Origin of the sequence: Streptomyces sp. NPDC102360, from assembly GCF_044766085.1 — a bacterium.
Taxonomy (GTDB): domain Bacteria; phylum Actinomycetota; class Actinomycetes; order Streptomycetales; family Streptomycetaceae; genus Streptomyces.
Window position 1 is genome coordinate 766681 of sequence record NZ_JBIWLG010000002.1, and the last position, 17643, is coordinate 784323.

A 17643-nucleotide genomic window follows, 5' to 3' on the forward strand; every position below is an offset into this window, starting at 1 on the left:
CCCGGATCCCTGGTCAGGAACTGAGCGCACGATGAGCCACTCCCCCGTCCTCCTCGTCATAGCCCACGGCAGCCGCGACCCGCGCCATGCCGCGACCGTGCACGCCCTCGTGGGCGAGGTGCGGGCGCAGCACCCCGGTGTCCGGGTGGAGACGGCGTTCCTCGACTTCAACGTCCCTTCCGTTCAAGGGGTGTTGAAGTCGCTGGCGGCCGAGGGCGTACGGGACGTGGTGGCGCTCCCCCTGCTCCTCACCCGCGCCTTCCACGCGAAGGCGGACATCCCGGCGGTGCTGCGCGAGGCGCCGCGCGGGATGCGGATCCGTCAGGCGGAGGTCCTGGGCCCCGACCCGCTGCTGGTCTCGGCCCTCGAACGGCGCCTGTACGAAGCGGGGTTGGCCCCCGCCGACAAGCCCATGACCGGGGTCGTCCTGGCCTCGGCGGGCTCCTCCGACCCGGAGGCGATCGCAGTGATCGCTGAAATCGCGCGGGAGTGGCGGCACACCGGTTGGTGCGCCGTGCGGCCTGCGTTCGCCTCCGCATCCCTTCCGCGCACGGAGGACGCCGTGCGCGAACTGCGGGCCCTTGGCTGCGAGCGCGTGGCGGTCGCCCCGTACGTCCTCGCACCGGGCCGGCTGCCCGACCGGATCGCGGCGGGGGCGGCCGGGGCTGATGTCCTCGCGGACGTGCTGGGGCCCGCACCCGAGGTGGCGCGGGTGCTGATCGAGCGTTACAAGACCGCTCTCGTACGGGAGTTGCTGGCGGTCGGAGCCTGACGCCGGCTCACCCGCACAGCCGCTCCCCCAACTCGCTGCGCACATACCGCACGCTCCGCCCGCTGCGCGCCCGCGCCAACAGCCCCGCGTCGTACAGGATCGACAGGTGCTGGCTGATCGCGCCCGGGGTCACGGCGAGGCGGTGGGCGAGTTCCGTCGTCGACGCCGGCTCCGAGAGCAGCCGCAGGATGCGGGCGCGGGGCGCGCCGAGCAGCCGGATCAGCGCCTCGCCTGTCGCCGGGGGCGGGGTCTCGGAGATGGTGGCGCGGCCACGGGCCGGATAGGCGAGCAGCGGCGGCAGTTCGGGGTCGAGCATGGTGTGGGCGCCGTGGCAGAAGAGGGTGGGGACGAGGACGAGCCCGCGGCCCTCGATCGGGATGTCGGCCTCCGGCCAGGTGTGGAGGCTGTCGCGCTGTACGAGGGTGAGCACGTCGCCGTCCCAGGACAGCCGCCGGTCGAGGCTGGTGAACAGGCCGCCCACTCCGGCGTCAGCGAGCACCTTGCCGCGGTACGTGAGGTCGGCTTCCAGGACGGACTGCACGCGGGGCCACCAGTCGGGGGCGAGGCATGTGTGCCAGTAGGCCTCCAGCTCGTCGGCGATGCGGTGGCGGAAGGCGGCCGGGTCCGCGAGCCCCGCGCACAGCACGGGCGGCAGTCGCTCCGCCACCGTGTCGTAGGCGGTGGTGAAGTCGGGTTCGACGGTCTCGGGCGGCACGTCGCGGATCTCGGCGAGCTGCTCCGCGAACGCCGGGCGCGGGCGGCTCGGGCGCGGGGTGAGGAAGTCCGGGAGCCACAGGTGGGGTGCGACGAGCGCGACGAGCAGTTCGGTGTCGAGGCGCCGGAAGGCCGGGGCCAGGCGGCGCAGCCAGGGCCGCTGGTGCGGATAGCGGGCGGGGTCGCGCCAGCAGCGCAGCGAGTACACGGCCTCCTGGAGGGGCGAGTACGCGAAGGACGTACGGGCGAGGTCGCCCACGACGAAGCGGAACTCGATCACGGCGCCCCCCTCTTCCGACTGTTTAGCGTGACGCTAAAGGAATGTCGCGGCGGGCCGGTACCCGGTTTCGCTATGGCCATGACCACATCACCGCCTGCGCGGCGCCCCACCGCGCCCACGCCCGCCGCCACGCGTTTCGGCGGCATGCTGCCCACCGTCCCGGTGCTGCGCCGCCTGTCCCTGCTCACGCTCCTCAACGCGTTCGGGCGCGGGCTGTTCTTCCCGGTCAGCGTCCTGTACTTCACCCGGTTCGTGGGCCTGAGCGCCACCTCGGTGGGTGTCGGCCTCACGGTGGCCGGGGTGTTCGGCCTCGCGGCGGGAGTGCCGGCCGGGCGGGCCTCGGACCGGTGGGGGCGGCGTCCCGTGCTGACCGGGCTGTGGGTCGGGTGCGGCGTGGGGCTGGTGGCGTACACGCTCATCGACTCGTACGTCTCGTTCCTGATCACGGCGATCTGTTACGCCACGCTGAGCCAGGGCAGCATGGGCGTGCGCAACGCGCTGTACGCGGACGTGCTGCCCGCCGGTGAGCGCGTCGAGGGCCGGGCGCATCTGCGGATGGTCACGAACGTGGGCATGGGCGTGGGCGGCGCGTTCGGGGCGCTCGCGCTGCAACTCGACAGCCGGTTCGGCTACACGGCGCTGATCCTCGTCGACGCGGCGGCGTTCGTGGCCTCGGCTCTGATGGTGCACCGGCTGCCGGGCGGTGCGGGGCGGCGGCCCGTCGCGGACACCCCGGCCGAGAGCCGATGGCGGGCCGTGCGCGATCTGCCGTTCCTGGCGGTGACCTTCCTCAACGCCGTACTCGCCCTGCAATACGCCCTGTTGGAGGTGGGGCTGCCACTGTGGATCGCGCAGCACACCGAGGCGCCGCGGTGGACGGCGGCGCTCGTCATGGTGCTCAACTGTGTGCTGGTGGCGCTGCTCCAGGTGCGCGCGACGCGGGGTGTCGAGGACCTTCCCGGCGCGGTGAAGGCGATGCGCCGCTCGGGGGTGCTCCTCGCGCTGTCCTGCGCGATCTTCGCCTGCTCCGCCGGAATGTCACCGCTGGGCGCGCTGACGTTCCTGGTCGTCGGGGCGGTGGTGCAGGTCCTCGCCGAGGTGTTGCAGGCCGCGGGCGGCTGGACCGTCGGCTACGGCCTTGCGGACTCCCGCGCGCAGGGCGTCTACCAGGGCGTCTTCAACTCGGGCCAGGCCGCGGCCTCGATGGCGGCACCGGCCCTGGTGACGGTCACCGCGATCCGGTACGGGACGGCGGGCTGGGCCGCGCTCGGGGCGCTGTTCGTGGTGGCGGGGCTCGGGGTGGGCCCCGCCGTGCGGTGGGCGCGGCGGGGCGGCGAGTGGCGCGGCGAGTGAGCCGTTGCCGTCGACGTGGACATGCGGAAGAGCCGTGCCGTCAGCGTGGGTCGCGGCCGCTGAGGGCCAGGGCCCGCGCGTAGACCGGCGCGTCGTCCGCCACGTCGACGGGGGCGGCGAAGCCCTCGTACTGGCGGTACAACTCGGCGTTCGCCTCAACGACTTGGAGCAGCAGCGCCGCCGCGCCGTCCGAGACGCGGAACTCCTGGCCAGTGGCGCGGGCCACGTCCCAGCCGTGCAGGACGAGTTCGGCCCACAGGAGGGCGGCGACCTCGGGGGCGGGCTGCTGGGCGAAGCCGAGGTCGACCTCGCCCTCCCAGACGGCCGGTTCGGCCCAGGCGGCGACCGCCCGGTCGAGGTCGGCGGTGTACGTCGCGGCCCAGTCCTCTTCGGCCGTGAGGTCGCGCGCGGTCGCCTCCTCGGGCAACTGGGTGCGCAGCGCCCGGTGTTCCATGCCGTGCGAGGTGTACACGGTCCAGTGGTTCACGAGCGTCCGCACGTCCCAGTCGCCGCAGCCCGAGGCCGCGTCGAGCCGGTCGGGCTTGACGCCGGCCGCTACGCGCGCGGCTTCGGCGGCGCTTTCGGTGAGGTACGGGTACACGGTGTCCATGCGGAGTTCGTTCATGCCGCTGACGCTACGGCGACCGGTACCCGCCCCTCTTGAACAAACGCGACAGGGTTACTGAGCGCTGCGCGCGTCCACCGCCGCGACCAGGTCCGCCACGCTCGTCTCCCCGGCCGAACGGCCCTCCCGCGCCGCCTCGTCCGCGAGCTCCTGGAGGACGTCGTTGACCGGTGTCGACACACCGTGCAGGCGTCCGAGGAGGGCGATCTCGCCGTTGAGGTAGTCGGCCTCGATGCTGCCCGCGCCGCGCTGGAGGGACTGCCAGGAGGAGCCGCCGCCGCGCGGGGAGCTGTCGAAGGGCTCGAAGGTGATCTTGTCGGCGCGGGCGGCCTTCTCCTCGTCCTGCGACGCGTACGCGATCCCCGCGGCGTCGAGCACCGCCTCGCCCTCGGCGCGCGCCCGGCGCAAAAGGGCGATGCCCTCCTCGCTGGTGAGCACGCCGGAGACCGCCTCGATCGAATTGGCGAGGTTGGAGAGGAGCTTGGCGTACTTCCAGCGCATGACGTCGTCGACCACCGGCGCCTCCAACAGGCCCTTCTCCAGGTCCTCGGAGATCGCGTGAGCCGTCTCGTCGCGGCCCGACGGGTAGCGGCCGAGGTGCAGCATGCCGGAGAGCGGGGCGCCCTGGGCGCGGACGACGCCCGGCTCGACGAACGTGGCGGGCAGCCACACGCACATCCCGTAGACGCGCTGGAAGGTGCGCAGGGCGAGCCGTTCGCTCTCCACCCCGTTCTGCGCGCAGACCAGCGGCAGGCGGAGCGCCGCGGTGCCGCCGCCCTCGACGGGGCGCGGTCCCCACGCGGCGAGCGCCGCCGCGCTGTCCTGGGTCTTCACGGCGAGGATCAGCACGTCGTCGGCGCGCAGCGTGCCGAGCGCCTCCGGGCTGTCCACGACCGGGAGTTGATGGGTGTGCGGCCCGTCGGGCGTCTCGACGCGCAGCCCCTTGTCGCGCAGCGCCGCGTACTGCGTGCCGCGCGCGACGAGCACGACGTCACCGTGCCCGGACTGCGCGAGCCGTCCGCCGATGACGCCGCCGACCGCTCCTGCTCCGATGATGATGTAGCGCATGTGCCGACCCTTTCACGGACGCGCTCACTGTGGGGCGGTGAGTTCCACCAGCTTCGTCACGGTGTTCCAGTTGCGGCTCGTCGCGATCAGGCCCTTGTTGAGCGCCGGGCGGGAGAGCTGGGCCCCCAGCTTCGAGACGCCGAGGCCCTGGGGCGCGTAGAGGTAGAGGGCGCGGTCGCCGAGGCGGAAGTCCTCGGGCGCGTACGCGGCCGGGTCCACTGCGGCGAATCGCTCGGCGGTCACCGGCTCCGAGAAGTACGTGACGTGCAGCTGCTTGGCCTCCAGTTCGGCGGCCGGGAACGGGCAGTCCGCCATGACCGCCTTCAGATAGGCGTGGCCGCGCACGAGGACGTCGACGGTGAAGCCGAATTCGGCCTCGATCGCCTTGGTGATCGCGGACGCGAGCGAGTCCTTTGAGGCCTCGCCGCCGGACGGCACCGTGAAGGCGACGTTGCCGCTCTGGAGGTATGTGCGTACGTCGGTCATGCCCAGGCCCTCGATCACCGTCCGCAGCCCGGCCATCGGCACCTTCTTGTTGCCGCCCACGTTGATGCCGCGCAGCAGCGCCGCGCACCCCTCGGTCACCTGAGTCATGCGCACACGATAAGGCGGCCGCCGTTCCCCGTGGGGGTGGGCACGGCGGCCGCCGGTCATCGAGCCGAAACGTTTACTCGACGACCTTCAGGAGCTTGTTCGCGGTGCCGTCCGACGCGTTCTTGATGGCGTCGGGGGTGGCCCCGTCGGTGAGCGCCTTGGCGACGTCGGCCGGGGCCGCGTCCTTGTGTCCTGCCAGGTAGACGGCCGCCGCGCCGACGACGTGCGGCGTCGCCATCGACGTACCGGAGATGGTGTTGGTGGCGTCGTCGCCGGTGTTCCAGTCGGACGTGATGTCCGATCCAGGCGCGTAGATGTCGACGACGGAGCCGTAGTTGGAGAAGTCCGACTGCTCGTCGTCCTTCGTGGAGGAGGCGACCGTGATGGCCTCCGGGACGCGGGCGGGCGAGCTCGTCTTGGCGTCCGCCGACTCGTTGCCCGCCGCCACCGCGTACGTGACACCGGAGTCGATGGACTTCTTGACCGCCGCGTCGAGCGCCTCGTCCACGCCGCCGCCGAGCGACATGTTGGCGACGGAGGGGCCCTGGTGGTTCTCGGTCACCCAGTCGATACCCGCGACGACCTGCTCGGTGGTGCCTGAGCCCTGGTCGTCGAGGACGCGGACGGCGACGATCTTCGCCTTCTTGGCGACACCGTGCGCCTCACCGGCGATGGTGCCGGCGACGTGCGTGCCGTGCCCGTTGCCGTCGTCGGCGTTGTCGTCGTTGTCGATCGCGTCGAAGCCGGAGGAGGCGCGGCCACCGAAGTCCTTGTGGCTGATCCGGACCCCGGTGTCGATGACGTACGCGGTCGCGCCCTCGCCGGCGCTGTCCGGGTACGTGTACTTGCTGTCGCCCGCGGTGTCCGCCTGGTCGATGCGGTCCAGGCCCCACGACGGCGGGTTGTCCTGGGTGGCGTCGATGTGGAACTTCTTGTTCTGGACGACCTTCGACACGGAGCCGTCGGCCGCGAGCCGCTTCGCCTCGGTGTCCGAGAGGCCTCTGGCCGAGAAGCCGTTGACGGCGGAGCCGTAGTTGCGCTTGAGCGTGCCGCCGTACTCCTTGGCCAGGTCCTTCTTCGCGGAGGCGTTCGCCTTCTGGTCGAGCAGCACGATGTAGCTGCCGGCCACGGCGCCCTTGGCGTCCTGCCCGTAGACCTTGCCCTCGGCGGGGGCCGCGGTGGCGGAGAAGCCGCCGAACATGGTGACGCCCACTGCTGTCGCCGCCGTGGCTATCGCCGCGGTGAGCTTCATCGTGCGCGCATGCTGGTGTGTTGCCATGAAGAGGGGTCTCCTCAGTGGTGTGGGGGGAATTCCAGCGCCCCAGGACGAACCCTCGCGAAGGCTGTCAAACTCCGGAAGATGTCCGGGGGTTGAGACGAAACCCTGACCGATTGACGCGATCAGATCAAGACCTACATGAACCTGTGACGTGCTCAACAAGGTTTCGTAATAACAAATCGGGCGGTTCCCGGAGGTTCGGATCAAGGTCGCCCGGTTCATACCTCGGCGTCTCAACCCCCGATAGATGTAGGGGACTCGGGTCATCCTCCGCGCGGACCCCCGCCCGCCGCGCCTCACCGAACAGCACGACGAACCGGCCTTACCCCGCCCATACCTTCGATTACGGAGGTGACCTGATGGCAGGGAACGGGGAACGGCCGGAGCGCCGGGTGCGCGGGTTCGCGGCCCGGGCGGGCGGATGGAGCGCCCGGCACAGGTGGGCGGCGGTGGGGATCTGGGTGCTCTTCGTCGTGGTGGCGATGGGCCTCGGGTCCGTCGCGGGGCGGGTGGACGTCTCGGAGGACGACCAGCTCAAGGGCGAAACGAGTCAGGCCGCACAGATCATCGACGACGCGGGCGTCGACGAACCGGCGGGCGAGACCGTGCTCGTACAGAGCAAAAACGGTGCGCTGCGGGCCACCGCGCCGGAGTTCAGGGCCGCGGTGGCCGACGTGGTGAGGGCCGTCGAGGGCACGGGTGAGGTGACCGCCGTGCGCTCGCCGTACGCCGCCGACACCCGGACCGTCTCGAAGGACGGCCGCACCGCGCTCGTCCAGTTCGACATGCGGGGCGACCCCGACACCGCGGCCGACCGGGTCGAGCCGGTCCAGAAGGCCGTCGCGGGGGTCGCGGGCGACCATGACGCGCTGCGGATCGAGGAGATCGGCGCCGCGAGCATGAACAAGACCTTCGACGACGCGTTCGGCGACGACTTCCAGAAGGCCGAGTACTCGGCGGTGCCGGTGGCGCTCGGCATCCTGCTGATCGCGTTCGGCGCGCTCGTCGCGGCGCTGCTCCCGGTGGCGCTCGCCGTCACGGCGATCATGGCGACGATGGGCCTGATGGGCCTCGTCAGCCATCTGCAGCCGATGAGCGAGACCGCCAACTCGGTGATGCTGCTCGTCGGCCTCGCGGTCGGCGTCGACTACTGCCTGTTCTATCTGCGGCGCGAGCGCGAGGAGCGGATGAAGGGGCACGACCCGCAGACGGCACTGCGCGTCGCGGCGGCCACCAGCGGCCGGGCGATCATCGTCTCCGGGGTCACGGTGTGCGTGGCGATGGCGGGCATGCTGTTCACCGGGCTCGCCGAGTTCCAGGCGATGGGGCTCGCCTCGCTGATGGTGGTCGCGGTCGCGATGGTGGGGTCCGTGACCGTACTCCCGGCGCTGCTCTCGCTGCTCGGGCACCGGGTGGAGAAGGGGCGGATCCCGTTCCTGCATCCGGCGAAGCGGCGTAACGGCGGTAACGGGGAGGCCGGTTCGGGCAGTCGGCTCTGGAGCCGGGTGCTGACCGTCGTCCTCGCGCGGCCCGCCGTCTCCGTCGCCGTCGCGGTCGTCGCACTGCTCGCGATCGCCGCGCCCGCGCTCGGCATGAAGACCCAGAACCTCACCCTGGACCAGGAGTTCGGCGACTCGCTGCCGATCGTGGCAACGTACGACCAGGTCAACGCGGCGTTCCCCGGCGGCTCGGACCCGGCCGAGGTGGTCGTGAAGGCCGACGACATCAACGCCGCGGACGTACGGTCCGCTCTCGCCGACTTCCGTGCACAGGCCGTGAGTTCGGGCGCCTCGCGCGGCCCGGTCGAGGTCACCGTGCACCGGGACGAGAACGTGGCGATCGTCGACGTACCGCTCGTGGGCGGGTCCGATCAGGACAAGGCAGAGAAGAGCCTGGCGCTGCTGCGCGACGAGGTGCGGCCCGACACCTTCGGCCGCGTCGGCGGCGTCGAGGCTCCGATCACCGGGCAGGTCGCGGGGTCGAAGGACTTCAACGACCAGATCGTCGGTTCCGTCGTCCCGGTCTTCGCGTTCGTCATCGCGTTCGCGTTCCTGCTGATGCTGCTCTCGTTCCGCTCACTGACGGTCGCGATCACCTCGATCGTGCTCAACCTGCTGTCGGTGGGCGCCGCCTACGGAATCCTCGTCGCCGTCTTCCAGCACGGCTGGGGAGCCTCCCTGGTCGGCGCGGAGGGAGTGGGCGCCATCATCACGTGGCTGCCGCTGTTCCTGTTCGTGATCCTGTTCGGCCTGTCGATGGACTACCACGTGTTCGTGGTGTCCCGGATCAAGGAGGCGCGCGTTCAGGGGCGTACGAACCTCGATGCCATCCGGCACGGCGTCGTCACCACGGCGGGTGTGGTCACCAGCGCGGCCGTCATCATGGTCGCCGTGTTCGGCATCTTCGGGACGCTGTCCATGCAGTCCATGAAGCAGATGGGCGTGGGCCTCGCGGCCGCCATCCTGATCGACGCGACCGTCATCCGCGGTGTGCTGCTCCCGGCCGTGATGGCGCTGCTCGGGGAGCGCAACTGGTATCTGCCGAAGTGGCTGCGCCGGATGCCTGACCTGACGCACGACGAGGCGGGCATCGAGCCCGCCCCGGTCCCGCGCGAGGGCGGCGAGGAGGTGCGCGTCTGACGCCGCGCGATCCGGCCCCCGCCGGTCCGAGGGGCTGTCCACCGTCGCGTCACGCGACGGTGGACAGGCCCTCCTCCCTGAGACCGCCGTCCTGCTCAAGGCCGTTCGCCGCCGCCAGGGCGTCGCGCTCGCGGCCGTCCTTCTCGAAGGCCTCCAGCGTGCGGCCGAAGTCGCGCGTGGACAGCAACAGCTTGTAGACGATGGCGAGTTCGAAGACGAGCAGCAGCACACCGGCCACGACCGTCGCCCCGATGACCTGGTCGATCAGCGGCCCGACGATGAAGACGGCCATCTGGAACTCGATGCCGCTGATCAGGTGCGTACGGATGCGGTGGCGCAGCAGGAAGGACCGGAAACGCAGATAGACCGGGAAGCGGCTGCGGAACTCCTGGTTCAGGTCCACGACCTTGGGCCGCGAGGCCGGCGCGACGGTCTCCGTCTGCTCGGTCTGCTCGACGGCCTCCGACTGCACGGTCGCCCCGACGGTCTCCGACTGCTGGGCCGTACCGTCCTCCGCGGCGGCCGCCCCGCGCAGGTCCTGCTCGATGTCGGCGGACGGGTTGGCCCGCAGCAGGTCCTCCATGAAGGCGACGTCGTCCGCGTTCTGCGCGCGACGGGCCGCGCGCATGCGGGTCTTGATCTGCTTGCGCATCGTGTGCCGGGTCTTGAAGATCTCCAGCGAGTTGATGTAACGCAGCCCGTCGAGGAAGACGACGACCACGGCGAGCCAGACGTAGATCAGGTCGCCCGTGCGGTGGAACTGGCCGCCCATCAGCGCCACGGCACAGGCCATGACGCGGACGCGGTCGAAGATGTAGTCGAGCCAGGCGCCGAACACGGAGCCCTGCCCGGTCAGCCGGGCGACCTTGCCGTCCATGCAGTCGAGCACGAAGCTCAGGTGGTAGATGAGGGCGCCGGCGATCAGCCAGCGCCAGTCCCCCATCGCGAAACAGCCGGCCGCGCCCAGCCCGAGGATCAGGGCTCCCCAGGTGATCTGGTTCGGCGTGATGCGCGTCCAGCGCGCCGTGACCCGGACGAGAGGTGTGGCCATCGGGTCGACGAGCAACACGGTCCACCACGCGTCGCGCTTCTTCTGGGTGAGACGCCGCACTTCGGGCAACGACGGTATGTCTCGGGGCATGAGGCGCGCCAGCTTTCTCTGTTCAAAAGTAGGTTCACCCAACAGTAAGAATCAGTTCTCACCAAGTTCAAGAACGTACGGACACAACCTTTACCGAGGGGTATTAGTCGTACATCGCAGGCGAGTCAATTTCGTTATCTGTTCGGCACAGGCTTTTCACGGAATGATGGAACCGTTCCGTGAAAAATCGCGTCTACCCCACCCCGACTTCAGGGGCGCAGTTCCGCCTCGATGAGATCGGCGGCCTGCCGCGTTCCGCCCTCCTTGGCCATGTCCCGCTGAACGGCGGCGAGTCGGCGTGCCACCTCCGGGTCGTCGACCAGCGCGAGGACGGCCTCGCGGAGCGTCTCGGCGTTCGCCTCCTCCATGGGTACGTGCCGGGCGACGCCGAGGCCCTGGAGCATGTCGGCGTTGCCGAACTGGTCGACGGCCTGCGGCACGGCGACCATCGGCGTGGCGGTGGCCAGGCCTTCTTGACTGCCACCCGCACCGGCGTGCGTGATGAAGGCGTCGGCCTGCTTGAGGATCGCCAGCTGCGGCACCCACTGCCGCACCTCCACGTTGCCGGGTACCGGCCCGAGATCCTCGGCGGTGACGTGCTTGCCGACCTGGAGCACGACGTGCCAGCCCGGCAGATCACCGAATGCCTTCACGCACTCCCGGTAGAAATCGGGCTGCTTGGTGAACGACGAGCCGAGCGACACGAGCAGCACGCGCTCGGCGTCGGCGGGACGCCCCCAGTCGCCCTGCGCGGAGCGGTCTCCCTGGCAGGCGCCGACGAAGGTGTTCTTCTTCTCGTCGACCCGGTCGGCATTCGGCTGGAGGGCCTTAGGAATGAGGACGAGGGTGCGATCGTAGACGCCCCAGAATTCATCGGCGGTCTTCGGGACGCCGGACTCCTTGAGCCATGCATCGAACTTTTCGTAGTAGGCCTTGCCGCGCGGCGTCTTGCGGGGCTCCTCCCACATCGGCTGTGCGACCTCCTCCTGGTGTCCCTCCCAGGCGACGAGGTTCGGCGAGAGCGTCACCGCGGGCACGCCCCAGCGGTGGGCGAGGACGCCCGCCGGGTACGAGGTGATGTCGTGGATGACGAGGTCGGGGACGCCGACCCCGCCCTCACCCTCGTAGGCCTCGATGAGCTGCGGGAGGGTCCGGATCGCGTCGTTCAGGAACGGCTCGACGTTGTCGAGCAGTGTCGTCCCCCACGCCGCCGGGTCGTCGTCCGGGCCGGGGAGCGTGGTGCGGTAGAGGACCGGCTCGGCGCCGGTCTCGGCGATCTTCTCCTCGAACAGGTGCGGGATCGCGTACGTGACGCGGTGCCCACGGGCGACGAGCTCCCGGATCACTTCGAGGCTCGGGTTCACGTGCCCGTGGGCGGCGATGGAGAACATGGCGATGTGGGCGCGTTTGCCGTGGTTCGGGTTCGTCATGATCCCACCGTAGCGAGACGATACGTCTCGTGCAACTGCTTATCGGGCGCGGCCGGGTGCGAGACTGGCCCCGTACCAGGTGAGACGCGGGGCCGCGGGGCCGCAGGAGGCACAACATGGACGAGGCACGGGCACGGGAAGTGCTGGCGCAGACGGATGTCGTGAACGGCACCGCGGGTGCGGTGGGGGCCACGGCTGCGGAGGGGCCCGGGGGTGCGCCGGGGTTCGCGGGAGCCGCGGGGCCCGGGGGTGCGCCAGGGGCCGCGGGAGCCGCGGGGCCCGGAGGTGCGCCGGGGTTCGCGGGAGCCGCGGGTGCGGTGGAGTTGCTCGCGCTCGGGGAGAACGCGGTGTTCGGCGTCGGCGACCTCGTCGTCAAGATCGGGCGCAGTATCGAGCACGGCGGCGCCGAACTGCTCGACCGCGCCCGCCGCGAACTCGCCATCGCCTCCTACCTCGCAGCGCACAACGTCCCCGCGGTGCGCGCCGCGAAGGACGAGGCGCTCGTCGTGGACGGGCACCCGGTGACCGTGTGGCACCGGATCCCGGCGGCCGTCCGCCCCGCCGAGCCGCGCGATCTGGCGGAGTTGCTCAAGCTCGTGCATGCGCTGCCGGCGCCGGCCGGTTTCGAGCTGCCGCGGCGAGAGTTGCTCGGCGGGGTCGAGCGCTGGCTGCGGCTCGCGGGCGACGCGATCGACCCGGCCGACGCGGACTATCTGCGCGAGCGGCGGGACGGGTTCGCTGCCGCCGCCGCGGCGCTGACCCCGCGGTTGCCTGCCGGGCCGATCCACGGTGACGCCCTGCCGCGCAATGTGCACATCGGGCCCGAGGGGCCCGTGCTCGTCGATCTCGAGACGTTCTCCTCCGATCTGCGGGAGCACGATCTGGTCGTGATGGCCCTGTCGCGGGACCGGTACGGGTTGCCTGCGGCGGCGTATGACGGGTTCGTTTCCGCGTACGGGTGGGATGTGCGCGAGTGGGAGGGGTGTGCGGTGCTGCGGGGGGCGCGGGAGACGGCGTCCTGTGCGTGGGTTGCGCAGCATGCGCCGAGCAATCCGAAGGCGTTGGTGGAGTTTCGGCGGCGGGTGGCGTCGCTGCGGGATGGGGACGCCGAGGTGCGGTGGTACCCCTTCTGAGGGTGGGCACATCAAGCCCGTCCGGCGATTGAGGACTGGGGGTCCGGGGGCTAAGCCCCCGAATCGACCGCAACCACGTCGCGGATAGGCCACACCGTGTCGATGACCGCGTCCGGATTGCCCTTGCGGCGCAGGAAGTTCTGGAAGTCGGCCGCCGATTCGGCGAACCACTCCACCTGTCTGCGATGCAGCTCGGCCACGTCGAGCTGCGCGACCTTCGCGTGCCGCTCGCCTATCGCGCGGGCGAGCAACGCCGCGGCCAGCGCGTCCGCCGAGGCGTCGTGCGCGGCGTCGAGCGGGACGCCGTACTCGGTGCAGACCGCTTCGAGGTTGCGCTTGCCCCTTCGGTAGCGGTCGACGGTGCGGTCGATCGTGTACGGGTCGACGACCGGGCCCGGCTCCGCTCCGTCGAGGCGCTCCCGCAGGGACGGCAGCCCGTGCCTGGCGAGCTCGGCGGAGAGCAGGGTGAGGTCGAACGTCGCGTTGTACGCGACCACGGGGACGCCCGTGCGCCAATGGTCCACCAGTATTCCGGCGAGGGCGTCGACGACCCGGTCGGCGGGCTCGCCCTCGGCGGCCACCCGCTCGTTGGTGACACCGTGCACCGCGATCGCTTCCTCGGGGATCGGCACTCCGGGGTCGGCCAGCCATTGCCGGTGGCCGAGGACCGCGCCGTCCTTCACCTCTATGACGGCGGCGGTGACGATGCGCGCCTCGCCCGGATCGGTCCCGGTCGTCTCCAGGTCGAAGCCGATCAGCAGCTCGCGGTGCCAGCCCATGGCAGCCCCCTTCTCGTGGTGCGTTCCCCCAGTGACCACCACCATCGCACGCACCACTGACAATCCCGCCGGACACCCGGCGGGGCCCGGCCGGGGCCGCTACGACACCGGCCGCGCGTCCGCCCAGGCCTGCTCGAATTCATCGCGGTACGTCACGAAAAGGCCGTTCTCACCCGTATCCGCCGACGCACTCGCCTTGACGATGCGCCCGCCCCCGCGCAGCACGAGGACCGGCGCCTCCATCCCCCGCGTCCTGCGCAGATAGGACTGGACGACCGCGATGCCGTCCGAGCCGTCTCCGTCGACGAGGTAGGCGTTGAAGCGCGGCGTCTCGTCGAAGACGCAGATCTCGAAGGCACCGGGGTCCTTGAGGCGGGCCCGCACCCGGCGCATGTGCAGGATGTTCATCTCGACGGAGCGACTCAACTCGCCCCGTTTGAGCCCGAGTTCCCTTTCGCGCCGTTTGACCGCGCTGGACGCCGGGTTGAGGAAGAGGAGCCGTATCCGGCAGCCCGACTCGGCGAGGCGGACCAGGCGGCGGCCCGAGAAGTTCTGCGCGAGCAGGTTGAGCCCTATCCCGATGGCGTCCAGGCGCCGCGCCCCGCCGAAGAGATCCTCCGCCGGGAACTGACGCAGCAGCCTGACCCGGTCCGGGTGCACCCCCACCACGTCCGCGTACCGGTCGCCGACCAGGTCCTCGACGGCGTCGACGGGCAGCCGGCGGGCCGAGGGCACGTCGGAACCGGCGCCGAGTATGTCCAGGAGGCGGGAGGAGGCGCGCTCGGCCTGGGCGAGGACCGTCTCCGAGAGCGCGCGGTTGCGGGAGACCACGTTGCGCGTGACCTCCAGCTCGTCCAGGGCGAGCTCGACGTCGCGGCGGTCGTCGAAGTACGGCTCGAAGCACGGCCAGTGCTGCACCATCAGCTCGCGCAGCTGCGGCAGGGTCAGGAACGACAGCACGTTGTCGTCCGCCGGGTCGAGGAGATACCCCTTGCGGCGGCTGACCTCGCGGACGGCGACGGCCCGCTGCACCCACTCCTGCCCGGCGGGCCCCGCCGCGGCCACCACCCAGTCCTCACCGTGCACGGGCACGTAGATGGGCCGGAGCACGGCGGCGACGACGGCGCGCAGCCGCTGCTCCACCAGGTTCAGCCAGATATAGGCCCGCCCCGCGCGTTGCGCGCGCGTACGGACCTCGCTCCAGGCGTCGGCGCCCCAGTCCAGCTCCGGGCCGATCTGGGACGCGACGTCCATGGGCCTGGCCAGCGACACCGCTCCGGGCGGGATCTCCGTGGAGGCTGCCTCCTGGCTGTCCTGGCCCTCGTGACCGTCGCCACCAGGGGGCAGCTCCAGCCCTCCCGAGCTCACCCGCTCCGCACCGCCTTCCGCTCCCCCGCGTTTGTCGTGCCCGAACGTGTAGAGCACAGCTCCCAGCAACGATCAAGGAAGGGTACTCCGCGAGCGGGTGGCGGTGCAGCCGGATGAAGCCGCCGGTTTCTCAACTGCCGTTTCGGGGAACCCCGTTCTGCCCCGCGAGGTCGGCCGGAGTGAGCGGATTCATAGCGGTCACGTCCCTGGGGGCCAGCGAAAAGCCCTGCCAGTGCACCGGCATGGGTTGCTGGTCCTCGTCACGGGCGATGTGGTGGAACCCGATGTTGACCCAGGTGATCGGGTGCTTGAGCGTCTGGCCGTTCACCCACTTGTTGACGCTGGTGCCCCCGCAGTTCGCGGCCGGGTTGTCGCTCGCGTACTGCTCGCACTTCTTGTACTCGGTGAAGTAGACGTCGTGCTTGGTGAAGGCACGTCCGGGGAACCGGTTGGAGCGGCCGGGCACGAACTCGTACGACCTGGGGTGGTTGTCCTTGTTCTTGCCGGCGGTGGAGACCACGCGCCACCACCGCATGTCCTTTATGTCGCCCGCGAGTTCCTTGGTGACGGGGGTGCGGGTCGTCTTCGTCTTGGGTGATCCGTCCCCCTGCGGCGGGGTCACCTTGGAGTCGTACTGCTCGACCTTGGCCTTGGGCGAGCCGTCGAGGCCGAAGTTGAGCCTCCAGAAGACGTTGTGGCTGTGGCTCTCGGCGTAGGCGCTCGCACCCTTGCCGATGGGCCAGCCCTTGCCGTCGGTGCCGTCGTAGTCGTACGGGGAGAGGCTGCCGGTGGCGCCGATATTGGACGTGATGGTGCCGTCGGAGGCGAAGCGCCATTCGGTGATGTACTCGTACCAGGACGCCTTGTTGACCGTGTAGACGAGCAGGTCCTTACCCTGGGCGCTGTAGACCTTGCCGCTGCCTCCGGTCGAGTAGTCGTCGCTCAGCCGGTACGCGTGCCCGCGCGCACGCGTGGTGGTGCAGAGCCCCTTCACGTTGCCCATGTCGGGGACCTTGACGGTCTTGATGGTGCCGCCGGGGCACTCGGCGGGCTTCAGGTTCTGCAGGGCCTGCCCGAAGTCGGTGCCGGTGACGTCGTCGTACTCGGCCTCGCCGTCGTCGTAGGGGACGTGGACCTGTGCGAGGCGGGCGCTGGTCAGGACCTTGATCGGCGCGGCCTCGCCCTTGGGCTGGTAGCTGACGTCGTCCAGGACGAGACCTGCCAGCGTGTTGTAGTGCCAGCACATGCGCCAGGTGGTGCCGCCGTCGAGGGTCTGCTCGATGCGGTACGCGTCCGAGCAGGCGGGCGCTGCGGCTTGGGGCGCCTGTGGCGGGGCCGCCGTGGCGGCCGGTGCGGTGGCGAAGAGGCCGGCGAGCAGCGCGGTGACCGCGAGACCCGTGACCGCGAGTGCGGGCCTTTTACGGGCGCGCGGAACTCTGTTGACGTGCATACGGAAGCGCTCCTTCATGGAGGAGAAGTCGGCGAAGTCCTCAGCCGAGGCGGGAGACGGTGCGGGCGCTCAGGTCGACGATGAGGTCACGGGTGTCGATCCACGGCCCGTTGACGACCTTGGTGATGACACGCAGGCAGCGGTGCTCGCCGCACTCCTTGAGTCCTGCGGGGACGTTCGCGACGGTCTTCTTGCGGAACACCATGCCGCTCAGCTGCAGTTGGTCCGGCTTGGCGAGCTGCTTGCCGGTGGCGTCCTTGTAGTCGCCCTTCAGGTCGACTCCCAGCGGATCCGCGATCAACAGCTGGGCCGCCTCGGCCAGTTCGGCCTGGCTGGGCGGCGGCTGCACGCCCTGGTCGGTCCTGCTGTCCTCGACCTTCCCCGTGTCGAGGTTCACCGTCTTCGTGACGACGGAGTCGCTCTTGTAGTCGTAGTAGACGACATCGGCGCGGCGTTCGCCGGCGGCGGCGTCACTGAGGCCCGGGTCGACCTCTGTCAGGTTCGTGGACAGGTGCTGGGGGCCTCGGTCGCCCTCCACGTCCCGCGCGTCCAGCCGCAGAGCGGCCGGCGCCGTCGCCAGCTTCTCGGCGCGCTCCGTCTCCGCGTCCGTGAGCGGATCGCGCCCCACCCCCTTCGCGTCCTGGGCGGGCGCGGGCTCCACGGTGCCCTCCGGGGCCACCGCGTCCTGCCGTGCGGCCCCCGCCCTGGTCAAGTCGCTCCCGCCGTCATCCGGCAGTGTCACGCCGACCGCGACGGCGGCGCCCGCGATCGCGAGCGCCCCCACCGCCATCAGCTTCCCGAGATGGCGTCTTACAGTTGTGCGCACATCTTCCCCCAACTTCCCCGGCAGCCCCGGTCGAGGGCATGCCGGACCGACGTGGTCGTCAGGTAAGAGCGTTCCAACTCCCGTGTGGTTGCCTCACATTCGGGCAGAGAGTGTCCGATGCCGCCCGGACCGCCGGGTCAATGGGGTATCCCCTGCTCTTATGTAGTCGAGAGCTCGGGAAGGAAGAGTCGT

Annotated in this window: 14 protein-coding genes and 1 pseudogene; 4 read left to right on the forward strand and 11 right to left on the reverse strand. The window is 70.7% G+C overall.

Annotation, left to right across the window (positions count from 1 at the left end; genetic code table 11):
• Positions 1 to 31: 31 nt before the first annotated feature.
• A complete protein-coding gene (locus ACIRHA_RS12895) occupies positions 32 to 772 on the forward strand; it encodes a sirohydrochlorin chelatase (RefSeq protein WP_403843774.1) in 741 nt (246 codons plus the stop codon).
• 7 nt (positions 773 to 779) lie between these two features.
• Here the strand turns inward: ACIRHA_RS12895 and ACIRHA_RS12900 are convergent, their stop codons facing one another.
• On the reverse strand, positions 780 to 1766 hold the full coding sequence (locus ACIRHA_RS12900) for a helix-turn-helix domain-containing protein (protein ID WP_403843776.1): 987 nt from the start codon (positions 1764 to 1766) through the stop codon (positions 780 to 782).
• Between the two features lie 78 nt (positions 1767 to 1844).
• Between ACIRHA_RS12900 and ACIRHA_RS12905 the strand changes: the two genes are divergently transcribed.
• Complete coding sequence (locus tag ACIRHA_RS12905; RefSeq protein ID WP_403843778.1) at positions 1845 to 3119, forward strand: MFS transporter; 1275 nt, start codon at positions 1845 to 1847, stop codon at positions 3117 to 3119.
• 40 nt (positions 3120 to 3159) lie between these two features.
• Here ACIRHA_RS12905 and ACIRHA_RS12910 read toward each other — a convergent pair whose 3' ends face one another.
• From ACIRHA_RS12910 to ACIRHA_RS12925, 4 genes are all read right to left on the reverse strand, one after another.
• A complete protein-coding gene (locus tag ACIRHA_RS12910) occupies positions 3160 to 3744 on the reverse strand; it encodes a TIGR03086 family metal-binding protein (protein ID WP_403843781.1) in 585 nt (194 codons plus the stop codon).
• A 54-nt stretch (positions 3745 to 3798) separates the two neighbouring features.
• Positions 3799 to 4812, reverse strand: coding sequence for a ketopantoate reductase family protein (locus ACIRHA_RS12915; RefSeq protein ID WP_403843783.1), 1014 nt, complete (start codon positions 4810 to 4812; stop codon positions 3799 to 3801).
• Between the two features lie 24 nt (positions 4813 to 4836).
• Positions 4837 to 5397 (reverse strand): DUF1697 domain-containing protein, encoded by a 561-nt coding sequence (locus ACIRHA_RS12920; protein ID WP_403844479.1) that lies wholly within the window; start codon positions 5395 to 5397, stop codon positions 4837 to 4839.
• Between the two features lie 82 nt (positions 5398 to 5479).
• Complete coding sequence (locus tag ACIRHA_RS12925) at positions 5480 to 6685, reverse strand: S8 family serine peptidase (RefSeq protein ID WP_403843785.1); 1206 nt, start codon at positions 6683 to 6685, stop codon at positions 5480 to 5482.
• Positions 6686 to 7044: 359 nt separating this feature from the next.
• On the opposite strand from ACIRHA_RS12925, the gene ACIRHA_RS12930 reads away from it, so the two are divergent.
• Positions 7045 to 9324 (forward strand): MMPL family transporter, encoded by a 2280-nt coding sequence (locus tag ACIRHA_RS12930; protein WP_403843788.1) that lies wholly within the window; start codon positions 7045 to 7047, stop codon positions 9322 to 9324.
• Positions 9325 to 9373: 49 nt separating this feature from the next.
• Here the strand turns inward: ACIRHA_RS12930 and ACIRHA_RS12935 are convergent, their stop codons facing one another.
• Positions 9374 to 10465 carry a CDP-alcohol phosphatidyltransferase family protein gene (locus ACIRHA_RS12935; RefSeq protein ID WP_403843791.1) on the reverse strand — a complete coding sequence of 364 codons (1092 nt, stop codon included), beginning with the start codon at positions 10463 to 10465 and terminating at the stop codon, positions 9374 to 9376.
• A gap of 209 nt (positions 10466 to 10674) precedes the next feature.
• Positions 10675 to 11930: pseudogene (gene mgt / locus ACIRHA_RS12940) on the reverse strand (macrolide-inactivating glycosyltransferase).
• Positions 11931 to 12011: 81 nt separating this feature from the next.
• Here mgt and ACIRHA_RS12945 point away from each other — a divergent pair.
• Complete coding sequence (locus tag ACIRHA_RS12945; protein WP_403843793.1) at positions 12012 to 13028, forward strand: phosphotransferase enzyme family protein; 1017 nt, start codon at positions 12012 to 12014, stop codon at positions 13026 to 13028.
• 50 nt (positions 13029 to 13078) lie between these two features.
• Here ACIRHA_RS12945 and ACIRHA_RS12950 read toward each other — a convergent pair whose 3' ends face one another.
• The 4 genes from ACIRHA_RS12950 to ACIRHA_RS12965 all read right to left on the reverse strand — a co-directional run bounded on the left by ACIRHA_RS12950 (position 13079) and on the right by ACIRHA_RS12965 (position 17451).
• Positions 13079 to 13807, reverse strand: coding sequence for a 3'-5' exonuclease (locus ACIRHA_RS12950; RefSeq protein ID WP_403843796.1), 729 nt, complete (start codon positions 13805 to 13807; stop codon positions 13079 to 13081).
• 99 nt (positions 13808 to 13906) lie between these two features.
• The gene (locus ACIRHA_RS12955) at positions 13907 to 15175 is read right to left on the reverse strand and encodes an SAV2148 family HEPN domain-containing protein (protein WP_403843798.1); all 1269 of its coding nucleotides are present in this window, start codon (positions 15173 to 15175) and stop codon (positions 13907 to 13909) included.
• Between the two features lie 130 nt (positions 15176 to 15305).
• Positions 15306 to 16625 carry a copper amine oxidase gene (locus tag ACIRHA_RS12960; RefSeq protein ID WP_403843800.1) on the reverse strand — a complete coding sequence of 440 codons (1320 nt, stop codon included), beginning with the start codon at positions 16623 to 16625 and terminating at the stop codon, positions 15306 to 15308.
• 40 nt (positions 16626 to 16665) lie between these two features.
• Positions 16666 to 17451, reverse strand: coding sequence for a Tat pathway signal sequence domain protein (locus ACIRHA_RS12965; RefSeq protein ID WP_403843803.1), 786 nt, complete (start codon positions 17449 to 17451; stop codon positions 16666 to 16668).
• Positions 17452 to 17643 lie beyond the last annotated feature (192 nt).